The 16,187-nt window shown below is 67.9% G+C and carries 16 protein-coding genes; 10 read left to right on the forward strand and 6 right to left on the reverse strand.

What is annotated here, in order from left to right; genetic code table 11:
- Positions 1-178: 178 nt before the first annotated feature.
- A complete protein-coding gene (gene hemC / locus LC039_RS14300; RefSeq protein WP_226625381.1) occupies positions 179-1,150 on the reverse strand; it encodes a hydroxymethylbilane synthase in 972 nt (323 codons plus the stop codon).
- 109 nt (positions 1,151-1,259) lie between these two features.
- On the opposite strand from hemC, the gene hemE reads away from it, so the two are divergent.
- The gene (gene hemE, locus LC039_RS14305; RefSeq protein ID WP_226625384.1) at positions 1,260-2,297 is read left to right on the forward strand and encodes a uroporphyrinogen decarboxylase; all 1,038 of its coding nucleotides are present in this window, start codon (positions 1,260-1,262) and stop codon (positions 2,295-2,297) included.
- Between the two features lie 42 nt (positions 2,298-2,339).
- On the opposite strand, the gene LC039_RS14310 is transcribed toward hemE, so the two are convergent.
- A complete protein-coding gene (locus LC039_RS14310) occupies positions 2,340-3,344 on the reverse strand; it encodes a DMT family transporter (protein ID WP_226625387.1) in 1,005 nt (334 codons plus the stop codon).
- A gap of 219 nt (positions 3,345-3,563) precedes the next feature.
- On the opposite strand from LC039_RS14310, the gene LC039_RS14315 reads away from it, so the two are divergent.
- Positions 3,564-4,496 (forward strand): ABC transporter ATP-binding protein, encoded by a 933-nt coding sequence (locus tag LC039_RS14315; RefSeq protein ID WP_226625390.1) that lies wholly within the window; start codon positions 3,564-3,566, stop codon positions 4,494-4,496.
- Positions 4,493-5,254, forward strand: a complete 762-nt coding sequence (locus tag LC039_RS14320) for an ABC transporter permease (protein WP_226625393.1) — start codon at positions 4,493-4,495, stop codon at positions 5,252-5,254. Before LC039_RS14315 ends, LC039_RS14320 begins: the two co-directional genes overlap by 4 nt.
- Here LC039_RS14320 and LC039_RS14325 read toward each other — a convergent pair.
- Both LC039_RS14325 and LC039_RS14330 read right to left on the reverse strand, forming a co-directional pair.
- Entirely contained in the window at positions 5,251-6,390 is a 1,140-nt protein-coding gene (locus LC039_RS14325) for a hypothetical protein (protein WP_226625395.1), read from the reverse strand. The two genes, LC039_RS14320 and LC039_RS14325, sit on opposite strands and share 4 nt — an antisense overlap.
- 11 nt (positions 6,391-6,401) lie before the next feature.
- On the reverse strand, positions 6,402-7,181 hold the full coding sequence (locus LC039_RS14330) for an SDR family oxidoreductase (RefSeq protein WP_226625398.1): 780 nt from the start codon (positions 7,179-7,181) through the stop codon (positions 6,402-6,404).
- Positions 7,182-7,422: 241 nt separating this feature from the next.
- Here LC039_RS14330 and LC039_RS14335 point away from each other — a divergent pair, with 241 nt between their 5' ends.
- The gene (locus LC039_RS14335) at positions 7,423-8,466 is read left to right on the forward strand and encodes a Hint domain-containing protein (RefSeq protein WP_226625401.1); all 1,044 of its coding nucleotides are present in this window, start codon (positions 7,423-7,425) and stop codon (positions 8,464-8,466) included.
- 151 nt (positions 8,467-8,617) lie between these two features.
- On the opposite strand, the gene LC039_RS14340 is transcribed toward LC039_RS14335, so the two are convergent.
- Positions 8,618-8,881, reverse strand: a complete 264-nt coding sequence (locus tag LC039_RS14340) for a Rho termination factor N-terminal domain-containing protein (RefSeq protein WP_226625403.1) — start codon at positions 8,879-8,881, stop codon at positions 8,618-8,620.
- Positions 8,882-8,969: 88 nt separating this feature from the next.
- On the opposite strand from LC039_RS14340, the gene LC039_RS14345 reads away from it, so the two are divergent.
- The 5 genes from LC039_RS14345 (at position 8,970) to LC039_RS14365 (ending at position 14,118) form a co-directional block, all read left to right on the forward strand.
- Positions 8,970-10,577: a peptide chain release factor 3 gene (locus LC039_RS14345; protein WP_226625406.1), complete on the forward strand. Its 1,608-nt coding sequence runs from the start codon at positions 8,970-8,972 to the stop codon at positions 10,575-10,577.
- 213 nt (positions 10,578-10,790) lie between these two features.
- Positions 10,791-11,243: a GNAT family N-acetyltransferase gene (locus tag LC039_RS14350; RefSeq protein WP_226625409.1), complete on the forward strand. Its 453-nt coding sequence runs from the start codon at positions 10,791-10,793 to the stop codon at positions 11,241-11,243.
- A 3-nt stretch (positions 11,244-11,246) separates the two neighbouring features.
- Entirely contained in the window at positions 11,247-12,617 is a 1,371-nt protein-coding gene (locus LC039_RS14355; RefSeq protein WP_226625416.1) for a DUF2927 domain-containing protein, read from the forward strand.
- Between the two features lie 9 nt (positions 12,618-12,626).
- Positions 12,627-12,794 (forward strand): apolipoprotein acyltransferase, encoded by a 168-nt coding sequence (locus tag LC039_RS14360; protein ID WP_226625418.1) that lies wholly within the window; start codon positions 12,627-12,629, stop codon positions 12,792-12,794.
- A 139-nt stretch (positions 12,795-12,933) separates the two neighbouring features.
- Complete coding sequence (locus LC039_RS14365; protein WP_226625421.1) at positions 12,934-14,118, forward strand: vWA domain-containing protein; 1,185 nt, start codon at positions 12,934-12,936, stop codon at positions 14,116-14,118.
- Here LC039_RS14365 and LC039_RS14370 read toward each other — a convergent pair.
- The gene (locus tag LC039_RS14370; RefSeq protein ID WP_226625424.1) at positions 14,115-14,771 is read right to left on the reverse strand and encodes a glutathione S-transferase family protein; all 657 of its coding nucleotides are present in this window, start codon (positions 14,769-14,771) and stop codon (positions 14,115-14,117) included. The two genes, LC039_RS14365 and LC039_RS14370, sit on opposite strands and share 4 nt — an antisense overlap.
- A gap of 182 nt (positions 14,772-14,953) precedes the next feature.
- On the opposite strand from LC039_RS14370, the gene LC039_RS14375 reads away from it, so the two are divergent.
- On the forward strand, positions 14,954-16,087 hold the full coding sequence (locus LC039_RS14375; protein ID WP_226625427.1) for a polyhydroxyalkanoate depolymerase: 1,134 nt from the start codon (positions 14,954-14,956) through the stop codon (positions 16,085-16,087).
- Positions 16,088-16,187 lie beyond the last annotated feature (100 nt).

Consider the following 16,187-nt stretch of genomic DNA (forward strand, 5'->3'; position numbering starts at 1 on the left):
GGCGCTGCCACATGCGTGCCAAGCGCTTCATCCCCGCCGATTTCGGAAGAAATCGAAACGCTGCGCGCCGATGAAAAGGCGCCGTCCCGTGGGGACGGCTCCGCGCATCGAGCTTGAACCGACGGCGCCACGATGGTCGACCGCTCGGCCGGCGGTTTCACCTTGAGTCCGGGCGGGTTTAGCCCTTCCAGTCGAAGAACCCCTCGCCCGCCTGCGCCAGCAGCTCCCGCGCCAGGTCGGCCCCCATGCGCGCGCCCTCGGTGATCGGGCCGCGGCGCTCGCCGGAGAGCGCCTCGCTGCCGTCGGGGCGCAGGATCTCGCCGCGCAGCCACAGCTCCTCGCCCTCCAGCAGCGCCAGCCCGGCGATGGGCGTCTCGCAGCTGCCGTCGAGCGTGCGCAGGAAAGACCGCTCGGCATCCAGCCGGAATTGCGTCGGACGGTCGTGGATCGCGTCGAGCATCTCGGCGGTGCGGGCGTCATCCGTGCGGCGCTCGATGCCGATGGCACCCTGCGCAATCGCAGGCAGCATGTCCTCGGGATCGATGGCCGTCATGTGCTCGCCGGCCATGTTCATCCGGTTGAGCCCTGCCATGGCAAGGAAGCTGCAGGCGGCGATGCCGTCCTCGAGCTTTTTCAGCCGGGTCTGCACGTTGCCGCGGAACTCCACCACCTGCAGGTCGGGGCGGCGGTGCAGCAGCTGCGCCCGGCGGCGCAGCGACGAGGTGCCGACCACAGTGCCCTCGGGCAGCTCGGCGATGGCCGAATGCGTGGGCGAGATGAAGCAGTCGCGCACGTCCTCGCGCGGCAGGTAGCAGTCGAGGATCAGCCCCTCGGGCTGCTCGGTCGGCATGTCCTTCATCGAGTGCACCGCGATGTCGATGCCGCCCGAGAGAAGCTGCTCCTCGATCTCGCGGGTGAACAGCCCCTTGTTGCCGATCTCCTTCAGCGGCCGGTCCGCGGCGATCATCGCGCGGTCGTCGCCGGTGGTCTTGATCACCACCACCTCGAAGGCCTCGGCGGGCAGGTCGAAATGCGCGGCCAGCCGGTCGCGGGTCTCATGCGCCTGAGCCAGCGCCAGCGGCGAGCCGCGGGTGCCGATCTTCAGGGGGGCGTCGGGCGAAGGCAGGGCGATGGGGGTCTCGATTGTCATGGCCCGAGCTTTATGTCGCGGGAGAAGCTGTGGCAATGGGGGGCGTTTTGACATATTGCCGCCCCCGAGAGACTGACCAGAAAGCCACGAAAGAAAGACGGGGGTTCCCATGACCAAGACGATCCTGCGCGCGCTCGCCGGCGAGACGCTGCCCACCCCGCCGATCTGGATGATGCGCCAGGCCGGGCGCTACCTGCCCGAGTACCGCGCCACGCGGGCGCAGGCCGGGGACTTCCTGTCGCTGTGCTACAACCCCGAGCTCGCCGCCGAGGTGACCCTGCAGCCGATCCGCCGCTACGGCTTCGACGCGGCGATCCTCTTTGCCGACATCCTGCTGCTGCCGCAGGCGCTGGGGCTTGACCTTTGGTTCGTCACCGGCGAGGGGCCGCGCCTCTCGACCATCCAGACCGACGCGGATCTGGCCGCGCTGAAGCCGGTCGCGGCGATCCACGACACGCTCAACCCGGTCTACGAGACGGTGAAGATCCTCTCAAGCGAACTGCCAAAAGAGACCACGCTGATCGGTTTCGCCGGGGCGCCTTGGACCGTGGCGACATACATGATCGCCGGGCGCGGCACCAAGGACCAGGGACCGGCACATGCGCTGAAGGCCGAGAACCGCAAGCTCTTCGAGGGCATCCTCGACGTGCTGACGCAGGGCACCATCGAGTATCTCACCAAGCAGGTCGAGGCCGGGGCCGAGGTGGTGAAGATCTTCGACAGCTGGGCCGGCTCGCTTGAAGGGGACGATTTCCACAAGTACGCGCTGGAGCCCGCCCGCATCATCACCCAGGAGATGAAGGCGCGCTTCCCCGGCCTGCCGGTCATCGCCTTCCCCCGCCAGGCGGGCGAGAACTACATCGGCTTCCACGCGGCCACCGGGGCGGATTGCGTCGCGGTCGATGACAGCGTGACGCCGGAGTGGGCCGCCGAGCACGTGCAGGTCTCGGGCTGCGTGCAGGGCAACCTCGCCTCGTCGCACATGGTCACCGGCGGCGATGCGCTGGTGCGCGAGACGCAGCGGGTGGTGCGGGCCTTCTCGAAGGGGCCGCACATCTTCAACCTCGGGCACGGCATCACCCCCGATGCCGACCCCGAGAACGTTCAGCTGATGATCGACACCGTGCGCAGCACGGTCACCGCCTAATCATTCGCTGAAGGTCATCGCCTGACGGTGACCGTCTGAAGATCAACGCCTGACGGCGGTGCTCCCGCGCCGCCGTCCCGGCTGCGGCCGCAACCGCGCCCGCTCGCGCAGGAAGACCACCAGACCCGCCCCGACGATCAGCGCGCAGCCGATCCAGGTGGCGGGGATGGGCCATTCGCCGAAGATCGCCCAGCCCCAGAAGATCGCCAGCGGCAGCCCGACGTATTCGAAGGGCGCGATCACCGCCGCATCGGCGAGCCGGTAGGAGGCGCTCAGCGCGTAGCCGACGAAGCCCGAGATGCAGCCGAGCAGCAGGAAGACCAGCGCGTCGCTCGCGCCGGGGAGAACCCAAGGGCGCAGCAGGAACCGCGCCGCCTCGCTGTCGAAGCTGTCCATGTAGCGCCCGTCGCCGGCCACCAGGTAGAATCCCGCCGAAACCACCAAGAACATCAGTTGCAGGTGCACCGCCAGCGCCGAGGCGCGGGTGGTCACCCCGAGCTTGCGCGTCAGCACCTGAAGCAGCGCGTAGAGCAGCGCCGAGACCACCGGCAGCAGCAGCACCAGCCGCGCGCCCGAATTGCCCTCCGGCGAGTCGGCCCAGGGCTGCTGCATGACCACCACGCCGAGAAAGCCGACAAAGACCGCCCCGAGCCGCCACGGCCCCACCTGCTCGCCGAGGATCGGCACCGACAGCAGCGTGATGAACAGCGGCGCCACGAAGAACAGCGCCGTCGCCTGCCCCAGCGGCAGGATCGCCACCGAGGCGTAGAAGGTCATGTTCGCCAGCACCACCAGCACCCCGCGCGCGAGATGCAGCCAGGGCGTGTCGCTGCGCAGCAGTTTCCAGCCGCCCTCGATCTTCAGCATGACCAGGATGATGCACAGCCCCACCGCCGCGCGCGTCGCGACGATCTGGTGCAGCGGGTAGCCGCCCGAAAGCAGCTTGATCAGCATGTCGTTGATGGAGATCCCCGCAACCCCCGCGCAGATCAGCGCGATTCCGAGGCCGGGACGGTGAAGGCTGGTGGCAGATGCGGCGAGTGTCATGCCCCGGCTCTAGCCCGGCCCGCAGGCAAGCGCCATATGCAAACACCCGCAACCAACGTCCTTCGAAGGAGGCTGCAAATCTCTTCGAAGAGATTTGCCCGCCGCTCCTGACGGAAACCGGCAGCAGACCCCTGCCGCACAGCCCGGCCTGCGGCATCGCACGTTGCGCTTTGCGCCGGGGGGCCTAGGTTTGCGCTCACACAAGCGGGAGGGCAGCGCATGTCCATGGTCGAGGTGACCCAGGTCACGAAAAAATACGATGGCGGCTTCGAGGCGCTGAAGGGCGTCGATCTGACCATCGAGGACGGCGAGATTCTCGCCCTGCTCGGCCCCAACGGCGCGGGCAAGACCACGCTGATCTCGATCATCTGCGGGCTGGTCACCCCCTCGGGCGGCCAGCTCCGCGTCGGCGGACACGACGTGGTCACCGACTACCGCGAGACCCGCCGCCTCGTCGGGCTGGTGCCGCAGGAGATCAACCTCGAACCCTTCGAGAAGGTGCTCAACACGGTGCGCTTCTCGCGCGGACTCTTCGGGCTGAAACGCAACGACGCGCTGATCGAGGACGTGCTGCGGCGGCTCTCGCTGTGGGACAAGCGCGACACGCCGATCCGCGCGCTCTCGGGCGGGATGAAGCGCCGGGTGCTGATCGCCAAGGCGCTGGCGCATGAGCCGAAGGTGCTGTTTCTCGACGAGCCCACCGCCGGGGTCGACGTCGAGCTGCGCCGCGACATGTGGGAGATCGTCGCGGACCTCAAGGCGCGCGGCACGACGATCATCCTCACCACCCATTACATCGAGGAGGCCGAGGCCATCGCCGACCGCATCGGGGTGATCAACCGCGGCCGCATCCTGCTGGTCGAGGACAAGCAGAGCCTGATGACCCGACTCGGCCGCAAGGAGCTGCGCATCTCGCTCGATGCCCCCCTGGGTGCCCTGCCGCCGTCGCTGGATGGCCGCGGGCTCGAGCTGCAGGACGGAGGCCACATGCTGGTGCACCGCTACGACAGCACCGCCGAGCGCAGCGGCATCGCCCGGCTGATGGCCGATCTCGCCGCCGAGGGCATCGCCGTGCGCGACGTGGCCACGCGGCAAAGCTCGCTCGAGGAGATTTTCGTCAACATGGTGCACAACGAGGAGGACGCGGCATGAACCTCCGGGGCGTCTGGGCCATCTACCACTACGAGATGAGCCGCTTCTTCCGCACGCTGATGCAGAGCTTCCTGTCGCCGGTGATCTCGACCTCGCTCTACTTCGTGGTCTTCGGTGCCGCCATCGGGTCGCGCATCGACGAGGTCGAGGGCGTCAGCTACGGCGCCTTCATCGTGCCGGGTCTGGTGATGCTCTCGGTGATCACCCAGGCCATCGCCAACGCCAGCTTCGGCATCTACTTCCCGAAGTTCATCGGCACGATCTACGAGCTGCTGTCGGCCCCGGTGAACTTCCTCGAGATCGTCATCGGCTACGTCGGCGCGGCGGCGACGAAGGCACTGTTCATCGGCGTGGTGATCCTCGGCACGGCGACGCTCTTCGTCGACCTGCAGGTGGAGCATCCCGTCGCCATGGTCGCCTTCCTGCTGCTGACCTGTATCAGCTTCGCGCTGCTCGGGTTCATCATCGGCATATGGGCCGGCAACTTCGAGCAGCTTCAGCTCGTGCCCTTGCTGGTGGTCACGCCGCTGATCTTCCTCGGCGGCAGCTTCTACTCGATCTCGATGCTGCCGCCGGTGTGGCAGACGATCACCCTGTTCAACCCGGTGGTCTACCTGATCTCCGGCTTTCGCTGGGCCTTCTTCGGCATGGCCGACGTGCCGGTCGGGCTGAGCCTGCTGGCGATCGCCGGCTTCACCGGCCTCTGCCTCGCGGTGATCTGGTGGATCTTCCGCACCGGCTGGCGGCTGCGCAGCTAGGCGCCGAGTTCGAAGGCGGCCTCGGCCACGTCGCGCCCGTTGACCTGCACGATCACCGCGTGCGGGCCGGGATGCAGCCGGAACGTGGTGGCGTCGCCCTTCAGGTGGTGACGCTTCTCCAGTCGCAGCGGCACGCCGGGCGCGAGCGTGGCCGATTTCAGCTTGAACACCTTCTCGGCGCTGCCGTTGGGGCGGTGGAAGCGCAATCGGTAGTCCACCAGAACCGGCCCGCCCTCGGGTGAGCTCAGCTCGACCGCGATCCCCAGCCTGTCGCCAATCTTCATCTCCGTGGAGGAAAGCGTCACGCGCGCCGCAACCAGCAGATCGGCGCGGTAGCCGAGCAGCGCCAGCGCCTCGGGCTCGCCGCGCTTGACCGCGGTGCGCAGGGCGTGGCGGGTGATCCAGGCCATTTCCTTCGGCTGCTGCCGGCCCTCGTCCTGCCAGCGGGCGAGACGGGTAAGCACCTCCGCCGGGGCGATCTTCGTCAGGTCGTTGAGATGGTTGGCCACCGAGCGCGTGACGAAACGGGTGTCATCGGCGTGCAGGGCATCGAGATAGCGCAGCGGCACCAGCGGATCGAGCGTTATCCCCATGCCCCAGGGCAGCTTGGGCCGGGTGCCCTCGGAGACGAGCCGCCGCACGTGGTAGTTCGGATCGTTCACCCAGGTGTCGAGCCGTGCCAGCACCTCCTCGGGCCAGCGGTTGAGAAAGGGCCGCAGCGCGAACTCCATCGAGAAGCGCTGCGTGGCGGCATGGATCAGATCGAGCGCGCGCGCCGGATGCGCCATGCCATGTTTCACCGCCAGAACGCCCGGCACCGCGTGGATGAAGCGCCCGAAGTCGTCATCCCCAAGCGTGGGATCGAGAGCCTCCGGCATCGCCGCCTCGACCTGTTCCGCCATTTCGGGAAACCCCAAAGGAAGCTGTTCCGCCAGCGCATCGGCCAGGAGCTCCAGCCGCGCATGCACCCCGAGCCCCGTGAGCCGCGACAGGGCGGTCTCGACGAAGCGCCCCGCATCGAAGCCGGGCAGCACGGAAAAATCGCGACCGAGGTCGGTCAGCGACTCGCGGTTGAACAGCTGATCTGAGAGCGAGGAACCCGCGCCCCCGCCCTGCCCGTCCGGCCCTCGTGCCATGTCTGCCCCGCTCAGATCGTCGCCAGCGTTTCGCCACCGTCGAGCACGATGTTCTGCCCGACGATGAAACGCGCATGAACCGAGCAGAGATAGGCGCACATGCGCCCGAAGTCCGCCGCCTGCCCGTATGCGCGCGTCGGGATGCCCGCAGCACGCGCCGCGCTGACCTCGGGGATGGGGCGGCCGGTCTTCTCCGACTCGTGCCTGTCCATCTGTACGATCCGGTCGGTTTCATGCACGCCGGGCAGCAGGTTGTTGATCGTCACGCCCTTCTCCGCCACCTGCCGCGAGGTGCCCGCGACGAAGCCGGTGAGCCCCGCCCGCGCCGAGTTCGACAGGCCAAGCTGCAGGATCGGTGCCTTCACAGAGCGCGAGGTGATATTGACCACCCGGCCCCAGCCGCGGTCCATCATGCCCGGCAGCAGCGCCTGCATGAGCGCGATCGGCGTGAGCATGTTGCCGTCGAGCGCCTTGAGAAAATCGGTGCGGTCCCAGTCGCTCCAGATGCCCGGCGGCGGGCCGCCGGCGTTGGTCACCAGGATGTCGGCGCCGCGCGCCACCTCGAGCACCTGCGCCCGGCCGTCCTCGGAGACGATGTCGGCGACCACCGTGGTCACCTCGACGCCATAGGCCCGGCGGATTTCCTCGGCCGTGGCCTCGAGCGTCTCTGCGCCGCGTGCGTTCATCACGAGGCTACAGCCCGCCTCGGCCAGCGCCTCGGCACAGCCGCGCCCCAGTCCCTTCGACGAGGCGCAGACCAGCGCCGTCTTTCCCGCGATCCCGAGATCCATCCTGTTCTCCCTTTTCCGTCCACCGGCGAAACGCCGGGTCACCTCTGCCGGCAAAACGCCGGGTCCGGGGCCATATGATGACACATTCCCCTGACAGACAATGGCATGTAAGCTGGGACAGCTTTTCCGGCCAAGCGCCCCGAAGCAAAGACCCCGAATTCAAGACCCGGAAGCCAGGACAGTGCACGCAGGCCCATTTCGGGAAGACCCGAAGAGAGGCTGGCGCAGGTAGAGACGAGTGATGTCAGACGCCCTTTACACTTCCGCCGGCCCGCGCCCGGCGCACAGCGTGACCGTCTACCGCGGCGCCGATCTTCGCGTGGTAAGCGGCGCCAATCTCGGCGACGAGCTGAGCTTTGCCGACGACCTGCAGCCCGACGACATCTACGCGCTCTCGCCGCGGGCACGCCCCTGCCGGCTCGCCGTCCAGCCCTCTGCGGGCGCCCCCGTCCACGTTGCGCCCTTTCACGTCGCACCCGGCAGCGAGACCGGGCACCCCGGCGCCGCGCTGCATCTGGATTGCTGCGTGATCTTCATGAGCGGCGACGGCGCCATGACCGAGGCGATCGTGCTGGTCGAGACCGATTCCGACGGGCTGGTGGCGCAGGTCTACATCATGCCGCTGGCGCCGCTGCAGCCCCGCAAGGACTACGCGCTTGTCGGGATTTCCGCCGAGGGCGCGCTGGCCCGCTTCGCCCAGGCCGCCTGCGTGTCCTTCACCCGCGGCACGCTGATCACCATGGCCTCCGGCGCGCAGCGCCCGATCGAGGATCTGCGCCCGGGCGACCGCGTGCTGACCCGTGACGACGGCCCGCAGGACATCCGCTGGATCGGCAACCAGGTGGTGCGCGCCAGCGGCGCCTTCGCGCCGATCCTGATCCGCGCCGGGGCGCTCAACAATGCCCGCGATCTGCTGGTCAGCCCGGACCACAGGCTGTTCATCTACCAGCGCCGCGACCGGCTCGGCACCGGCCGCGCCGAACTGCTGGTGCGCGCCCGCCACCTGCTGAACGGCGAAAGCATCGTGCAACAGGACGGCGGCTTCGTGGAGTACTACCAGATGCTCTTCGACCATCACCAGATCATCTACGCCGAGGGCATCGCGGCGGAATCCATGCTCGTCGACACGCGCACCCGCGCCGCCCTGCCCGCTGAACTCTCCGAACAACTTGCCGCGCTGCTGCCGCGCCACCGCGCCTCGGACCAGCCGGAGATCGAGGTGCAGGAAGTGATGCTGCAGAGGCCCGACGCGGCCGAGCTGCTGCGGCGCTCCTCGGTGGGCTGAGACGGCGGCGGCGCTGACGGTTCCGGAAAATGGGGGCGCTGCCCCCGTCCGCTGACGCGGCCTCCCCCGGGATATTTTCACCTAGGTGAAAGCGCATAGGGCTTCTTCTCTTTCCAAATACGCCGGCCCGAGGCGGCAGCCCGCGCGGCGCTCAGTGGTTGCGCAGCGCGGCGATCAGCTCGTCCTTGCTCATCTGCGAGCGCCCGTCGACGCCGATCTCCTGCGCCCGCTCGTAGAGGTCTTCCTTGGTCCAGTCCTCGTAGGGCGGCGCCTTGCCGCCCTTCTTCGAGGGGTGCATGTCGGGATTGGCCTTGGCATTCGCGATACGTGCCGCCTTCTCCGCCGAGTAGCCCTGCCCGCGCAGGTCCTCGTAGAGCTTGTCGTCCTTGATCGAGGGGCCGTGATCCTTGGTCATCGGAGGTCTCCTTTCAAAGCCTCAACCGCCGCCCGCGCCGCGCGGTTCCCCATAGACAAAACCCCCGCCCGCACCTATACGCGCGCTCATGCTGGACACCGCTTCGAACCGCCCCACCCTGCCGCCCGAGATCGCGCGGCGCCGCACCTTCGCGATCATCTCGCACCCGGATGCGGGCAAGACCACGCTGACCGAAAAGTTCCTGCTTTTCGGCGGGGCGATCCAGATGGCCGGACAGGTCCGCGCCAAGGGCGAGGCGCGGCGCACCCGCTCGGACTTCATGAAGATGGAGCAGGAGCGCGGCATCTCGGTCTCCGCCTCGGCGATGTCCTTCGAATATGGGCAGTTCCGCTACAACCTCGTGGACACGCCGGGCCACTCGGACTTCTCGGAAGACACCTATCGCACGCTGACCGCGGTCGATGCGGCGATCATGGTGATCGACGGCGCCAAGGGCGTGGAAAGCCAGACCCGCAAGCTCTTCGAAGTCTGCCGGTTGCGCGACCTGCCGATCCTGACCTTCTGCAACAAGATGGACCGCGAGGCGCGCGACACCTTCGAGATCATCGACGAGATTCAGGAAAACCTTGCCATCGACGTGACGCCCGCCAGCTGGCCGATCGGCATGGGCCGGGATTTCGTCGGCTGCTACGACATGATCCACGACCGGCTGGAACTCATGGACCGCGCGGATCGCAACCGCGTGGCGGAATCGATCAAGCTGTCCGGCCTCGACGATCCGAAGCTGGCGGAGCACATTCCGGCAGAGCTGCTCGAGCAGCTGCGCGAGGAGGTCGAGATGGCGCGCGAGCTGCTGCCGGCGCTCGATCCGCAGTCGGTGCTCGAAGGCCATATGACGCCGATCTGGTTCGGCTCGGCGATCAACTCCTTCGGCGTGAAGGAACTGATGGACGGCATCGGCGAGCTCGCGCCCGAGCCGCAGCCGACCTCGGCCGCGCCCCGGCAAATTGCCCCCGACGAGAAAAAGGTCGCCGGCTTCGTCTTCAAGGTGCAGGCCAATATGGACCCCAAGCACCGCGACCGCGTCGCCTTCGTGCGGCTGTCGTCGGGCCACTTCGAGCGCGGCATGAAGCTGACCCATGTGCGCACCAAGAAGCCCATGGCGATCTCCAACCCGGTGCTCTTCCTTGCAGCCGACCGCGAGCTGGCGGAAGAGGCTTGGGCGGGCGACATCATCGGCATCCCCAACCACGGCCAGCTGCGCATCGGCGACACGCTGACCGAGGGCGAGGCGCTCAAGGTCACCGGCATCCCGTCCTTCGCGCCGGAACTGCTGCAGAGCGTGCGCGCGGGCGATCCGCTGAAGGCCAAGCACCTGGAAAAGGCGCTGTTCCAATTTGCCGAGGAAGGCGCGGCGAAGGTGTTCAAGCCGTCGATCGGCTCGGGTTATATCGTCGGCGTCGTCGGCGCGCTGCAATTCGAGGTTCTGGGCGCGCGGATCGAGCAGGAATATTCGCTGCCGGTGCGTTTCGAGCCCTCGCAGTTCACCTCGGCGCGCTGGGTGCATGGCGAGAAGGCGGCGGTGGAGAAATTCACCAACGCCAACAAGCAGCACATCGCCCACGACAACGACGGCGACATCGTCTACCTGACGCGCATGCAGTGGGACATCGACCGGGTCGAACGCGACTATCCGGGCGTGACCCTCTCGGCCACCAAGGAGATGATGGTCTGAGCCGGGCTGTTGCAGCGCTGCACAGGCTAACAGACTGACCCAAGGTCACTTTCCGCTTCGGGACGCCGCGAAATCACAATTTCGCGGCGTCTTTCGCTTTCGCGGGACAAACCCGGGGCCGCTCTGGCTATACTGGTGCGGCAGAGGGTGCGAAGCCCCGGGCAGAGCACGTAAACCAACGACAAGAAACGACAAGACAGGCACAGAGGCAGCATGTCCCAAGACACCCTGACCATCCGGCCGCTCGAGGCCGGGGACGAGGCCGCGTGGCGCGATCTCTGGACCGGCTATCTCACCTTCTACGAGACATCGGTGCCCGAGGCGGTCTACGCCAGCACCTTCGCGCGGCTGCTCGGCGACGATCCGCGGGATTTCCGCGGGCTGCTTGCGCTGGTGGACGGCGCGCCGGTCGGGATGGTGCATTACCTCTTCCACCGGCATTGCTGGAAGATCGAGGACGTCTGCTACCTGCAGGATCTCTACGCCGCCCCCGAGGCGCGCGGCATGGGCATCGGCCGGGCGCTGATCGAGGCGGTCTATGCCGCCGCCGATGAGGCCGGCGCGCCGGGTGTCTACTGGATGACCCAGGACTTCAACACCACCGCGCGCCAGCTCTACGACCGGATCGGCACGCACACCCCCTTCATCAAGTACCAGCGGGGCTGAGCCATGCGGCGGCTGGTTCTCTCGCTCGGCCTGCTGATCGGCGCCTGCGCCCCTATGGCGCCGGAGAGCGTCAGCCGCGCCGCCGGTGCCGCCACCGTGGCACCCGATGTGAGCCCGCCGCTGGCCAGCCGCTTCGGCGCCCCCGACCCCGTGCCGCCGCGGGCCGGAAACGCGCAGATCGCGCGGGATTTCCTCGATCTTTCCTTCGCGCTGGAATCGGGCCGCGCCCTGCCGGTGCTCAGCCGCTTCGAGGGGCCGGTGACGCTGCGCGTCGCGGGCAAGGCGCCGGCAAGCCTCGGGCCCGATCTCGACCGGCTGCTGCGCCGGCTCCGCGAGGAGGCCGGGATTGACATCACCGAGGTGCAGGCGGGCGAGGCCAATATCACGCTGGTCCCGGTGCCGCGCAGCAAGATCCGCAAGCAGCTGCCGCAGGCCGCCTGTTTCGTCATTCCCGGCGTCAGCTCCTGGAGCGCATACCGCCGCGCGCAGAACGCTGGCGCGGCGAGCTGGACCGAGGTGCGCGAGCGCGAGACCGCCGCCATTTTCCTGCCCGCCGATGCCGCGCCGCAGGAGCTGCGCGACTGCCTGCACGAGGAGATCGCGCAGGCGCTCGGCCCGCTGAACGATCTCTACCGGCTGGGCGAGAGCGTGTTCAACGACGACAACGTGCACACCGTGCTCTCGGGCTACGACATGCTGGTGCTGCGCGCCTATTACGACCCAGCCCTGCACTCGGGAATGGGACGCGGCGAGGTGGCCGCGGCGCTGCCCGCCCTCCTCGCAAGGCTCAACCCGGCAGGCGAGACCGTGCCCGACCGCCGCCTTGCGCCCGCGCCCCGGCCCTGGATCGAGGCGTTGCAGACCGCGCTTGGCCGCAGCGAGCCGCTGGCGCAGCGCCGCGCCGCCGCGCAGCGGGCCCTGCAGCTCGCCCGCGCCGAGGGCTGGACCGACCACCGGCTCGGCTTTTCGCATTTCGCGCTTGGCCGCCTGCTGACCGGCGACGATCCCGCCGCGGCGGAGGTGCAGTTCCGCTCGGCCCGCCGGGTGTTTGCCGCCCTGCCCGATGCGCGGCTGCACGAAGCCTATGTCGATGCCCAGCTCGCCGCGCTGGCGCTGCGCACCGGCCACGCCGAGCAGGCGCTGGCGCTCACCGCGCCGCAGGAAGCCGTGGCGCGCCGCCACGAGAATGCCGCGCTGCTGGCCAGCCTGATGACCCTGCGCGCCGAGGCGCTGGATCAGCTCGGACGCGGCACCGAAGCCGCCTCGGTGCGGCTGGACTCTCTGGGGTGGGCGCGCTACGGCTTCGGCCCGGATTGGGACGGCGGCGCGCAGATGCGCAGGCTCGCCGCGCTCGACCGGGCGCAAGGGAGCTGAGGACACCAGATGATCGTGATCGCGGGAGCCATTCTTGGCGCCATCATCGGCGGGATGACCGCCGCGCGCCGCAAGGGCAACAGGGCCGATATCGCGCAATTCGCCGCGGTCTACGGCATCGCCTTCGCGCTGGCCGGGCTGATCCTGACGATCTTCGTGGAGAAGTTGGCGTTCTGAGCTTTCGAGATGCCTGGAAAGAGGGGGCTCTGCCCCCGAGGCGCTGCGCGCCTCTCCCCCGGGATATTTTTGCCTAGAAGAACGGGCCGGGTTGAGGCTTCGGGGCGGGCGCGGCATCATCGCCGCCGGGAGGTGAGCCATGTTCCTTCGGTTCTTCGAGACATTGCGACAGGCCCAGGTGCCGGTGTCGCTGCGCGAATTCCTGAGCTTCCTCGAAGCGCTGAAGGCGGGGCTGGCGCTTTACGACGTGACCGGCTTTTACTACCTCGCGCGCACCGCGCTGGTGAAGGACGAGCGCCATCTCGACCGCTTCGACCGCGCCTTCGCCGAGGCCTTCAAGGGGCTCGAGGCGATCTCCCTCGACGACATGCTCGAGGCGTTGGACCTGCCCGAGGACTGGCTGCGCAAGATGGCCGAGACGCATCTCAGCCCCGAGGAGCGCGCCGAGATCGAGGCGGCGGGCGGCTTCGACAAGCTGATGGAGACGCTCAAGCAGCGGCTGCGCCAGCAGCAGGGGCGGCACCAGGGCGGCAGCAAATGGATCGGCACCGCTGGCACCTCGCCCTTCGGCGCCTATGGCTACAACCCCGAGGGCGTGCGCATCGGCCAGGAGGAGAGCCGCCACCAGCGCGCGGTAAAGGTCTGGGACAAGCGCGAGTTCCGCAATCTCGACGACCAGGTCGAGCTCGGCACGCGCAATATCAAGGTGGCGCTGAAGCGGCTGCGGGCCTGGGCGCGCGACGGCGCGGCGGAGGAGCTCGATCTTGACGGCACCATCCGCGCCACCGCCGAGCACGGCTATCTGGATGTGCAGACCCGGCCCGAACGGCGCAATGCGGTCAAGGTGCTGCTCTTCCTCGACGTGGGCGGCTCGATGGACCCGCACGTGAAGGTGGTCGAGGAGCTGTTCTCGGCGGCGCGGGCCGAGTTCAAGCACCTCGAGCACCACTACTTCCACAATTGCCTTTACGAAGGGGTCTGGCGCGACAACCGGCGGCGCTGGGGCGCGCAGATGCCGACCTGGGAGGTGCTCAATACCTACGGGCCGGACTACAAGTGCATCTTCGTCGGCGACGCCTCGATGAGCCCCTACGAGATCGCCGTGCCGGGCGGTGCCAACGAGCACTGGAACAAGGAAGCGGGCGAGGTCTGGCTGCGCCGGGCGCGGACCCAATGGCCCGACCACCTGTGGATCAACCCGGTGCCCGAGAAATACTGGGGCTACACGCAGTCGATCGCTATGATCCGCGAGATTTTCGAGGATCGGATGGTGCCGATGACGCTGGAAGGGATCGAGCGCGGGATTCGCGAGCTGGCGCGCTAGAATTCCACCTCGAGCTCGACGATCTCGTCGGGCTCGGCCAGCGCGCCCGCGGTCCATTCCTTCATCGGCGCCCAGCCCAGGATCGTGTCCACATAGCCCTCGAGCCGGTCATCGAGCTGCACCGAGTAGGTGCGGAAGCGGGTACAGACCGGCGCATACATGGCATCGGCCACCGAGGGGGTCTCGCCGAAGAGGAACGGCCCGCCGTGACCGTCGAGGCATTCGTTCCAGATCACCTTGATCCGTTCGACGTCGGGGCGCGCGCCGGAGAAGATCTTGAAGCTCTGGTGCCGCGCCTTGAGGTTCATCGGCAGCGCCGAGCGCAGGTTGTAGAAGCCCGAGTGCATCTCGCCCGAGATCGAGCGGCAATGCGAGCGCGCGGCGATGTCCTCGGGGTAGAGCCCGGCGTCGGGGAAGATCTCGTTGAGGTACTGGGCAATGGCCAGCGTGTCCCAGACCTGCACCCGCCCGTGGATCAGCCGCGGCACCAGCACCGTCGGCGAGAGCAGCAGCAGCTCCTGACGGGCGGTGGCGTCGGAGGTGTCGACCATTTCCTCGACGAAATCGAGCCCGGCCATGCGGCACAGCAGCCAGCCGCGCAGCGACCAGGACGAGTAGTTCTTCGATGAAATGGTGAGCGTTGCTTCCGCCATGTCTGCCCCTCCGTGCTGCCTCTCGACGCGAGACCTCATTTTCTTGTCGCATCGGGCGCTCCGAACTGGCTAGCGTTTTCCGAAGGCAGCGAGGGGAAAACGACGTGCTCTACGCCGGATACCAGGGACTTGATGATTTTATCGCCCCTTTGCGCATGGCGGCGATGCAGGGGATCAACTTTATGCCCCGACTCAACGGCCCCTTCGCGCAGCTCACCCGGCACAACGCCGCGGCGCTCGAGATGATGTCGCGTTTCCGGCTGAGCCACAGCCGCCCGGCCTTCGGCATCAATTCCGTGCGCGTCGACAACCGCGACGTGCCGGTGGTCGAGGAGGTCGCGCTGGACCTGCCCTTCGGCACCCTGCTGCGCTTTCGCAAGGACATGGACACGCCACAGCCAAAGGTTCTGGTGACCGCGCCGCTCTCGGGCCATTTCGCCACGCTGCTTGCGGGCACGGTGAAAGTGCTGCTGCGCGACCATGACGTCTATGTCACCGACTGGAAGAACGCCCGCGATGTGCCCGTCTCCGATGGCGATTTCGGGGTCGAGGATTATATCTCCTACGTCATTCGCTTCCTCGAGGAACTGGGCCCCGGCGCGCATATCCTCGGCGTCTGCCAGCCCTGCGTGCAGGCGCTCGCGGCGGTGGCGGTCATGTCCGAGGAGCGCAACCCTGCGACGCCGCGCTCGATGACGCTGATGGCCGGGCCGGTGGACGTGCGCGAGAGCCCCACGATGGTCAACGATCTGGCCAACGAGAAGCCCATCGAATGGTTCGAGCGCAACGTGATCGCCCGCGTGCCCTGGCGCTACGCCGGGGCCGGGCGCAAGGTCTACCCGGGCTTCGTGCAGCTCACCGCCTTCATGTCGATGAACATGGAGCGCCACCGCGAGCAGCACAAACGGCTCTACGATCACATCGTCGCCGGGGAGACCGAGCAAGCGCGCAAGATCAAGGAGTTCTACGACGAGTATTTCGCGGTGCTCGACCTCACCGAGGAATTCTACATCGAGACCATCGAGCGGGTCTTCCAGAAGGCCGAGCTGGCGACCGGCGAGATGACCTACCGCGGTCGCAGGATCGACCCTTCGAAGATCCGCCACACCGCGCTGCTCACGGTCGAGGGTGGGCGCGACGACATCTGCGGGCTCGGCCAGACCTCGGCGGCGCATGATCTGTGTTCCTCGCTGCGCCCGCACCTCAAGCGCCATCACCTGCAGGCCAACGTCGGGCACTACGGCGTGTTCAACGGCCGCAAGTGGGAAAACGAGATCTACCCGGTGGTGCGCAACATGATCCTAGCCATGGAATAGGCCGCGAGCCCCCGAGACACGGGACACGGGGGTCGCGACAAGGGGGCCGGGCCGTGGCGGAAAGGCGACGCTGCCGCGCCATGCAGCGGCGCGCGCCTGA

It is taken from the genome of Alloyangia pacifica (genome assembly GCF_020524285.1).
In the GTDB taxonomy this organism is placed as follows: Bacteria; Pseudomonadota; Alphaproteobacteria; order Rhodobacterales; family Rhodobacteraceae; genus Salipiger; species Salipiger pacificus_B.

Coding starts and splice junctions, on each gene's coding strand:
- hemC (WP_226625381.1), bottom strand. CDS start 1,150: ATGACAATCGAGACCCCCATCGCCCTGCCTTCGCCCGACGCCCCCCTG.
- hemE (WP_226625384.1), top strand. CDS start 1,260: ATGACCAAGACGATCCTGCGCGCGCTCGCCGGCGAGACGCTGCCCACC.
- LC039_RS14310 (WP_226625387.1), bottom strand. CDS start 3,344: ATGACACTCGCCGCATCTGCCACCAGCCTTCACCGTCCCGGCCTCGGA.
- LC039_RS14315 (WP_226625390.1), top strand. CDS start 3,564: ATGTCCATGGTCGAGGTGACCCAGGTCACGAAAAAATACGATGGCGGC.
- LC039_RS14320 (WP_226625393.1), top strand. CDS start 4,493: ATGAACCTCCGGGGCGTCTGGGCCATCTACCACTACGAGATGAGCCGC.
- LC039_RS14325 (WP_226625395.1), bottom strand. CDS start 6,390: ATGGCACGAGGGCCGGACGGGCAGGGCGGGGGCGCGGGTTCCTCGCTC.
- LC039_RS14330 (WP_226625398.1), bottom strand. CDS start 7,181: ATGGATCTCGGGATCGCGGGAAAGACGGCGCTGGTCTGCGCCTCGTCG.
- LC039_RS14335 (WP_226625401.1), top strand. CDS start 7,423: ATGTCAGACGCCCTTTACACTTCCGCCGGCCCGCGCCCGGCGCACAGC.
- LC039_RS14340 (WP_226625403.1), bottom strand. CDS start 8,881: ATGACCAAGGATCACGGCCCCTCGATCAAGGACGACAAGCTCTACGAG.
- LC039_RS14345 (WP_226625406.1), top strand. CDS start 8,970: ATGCTGGACACCGCTTCGAACCGCCCCACCCTGCCGCCCGAGATCGCG.
- LC039_RS14350 (WP_226625409.1), top strand. CDS start 10,791: ATGTCCCAAGACACCCTGACCATCCGGCCGCTCGAGGCCGGGGACGAG.
- LC039_RS14355 (WP_226625416.1), top strand. CDS start 11,247: ATGCGGCGGCTGGTTCTCTCGCTCGGCCTGCTGATCGGCGCCTGCGCC.
- LC039_RS14360 (WP_226625418.1), top strand. CDS start 12,627: ATGATCGTGATCGCGGGAGCCATTCTTGGCGCCATCATCGGCGGGATG.
- LC039_RS14365 (WP_226625421.1), top strand. CDS start 12,934: ATGTTCCTTCGGTTCTTCGAGACATTGCGACAGGCCCAGGTGCCGGTG.
- LC039_RS14370 (WP_226625424.1), bottom strand. CDS start 14,771: ATGGCGGAAGCAACGCTCACCATTTCATCGAAGAACTACTCGTCCTGG.
- LC039_RS14375 (WP_226625427.1), top strand. CDS start 14,954: ATGCCCCGACTCAACGGCCCCTTCGCGCAGCTCACCCGGCACAACGCC.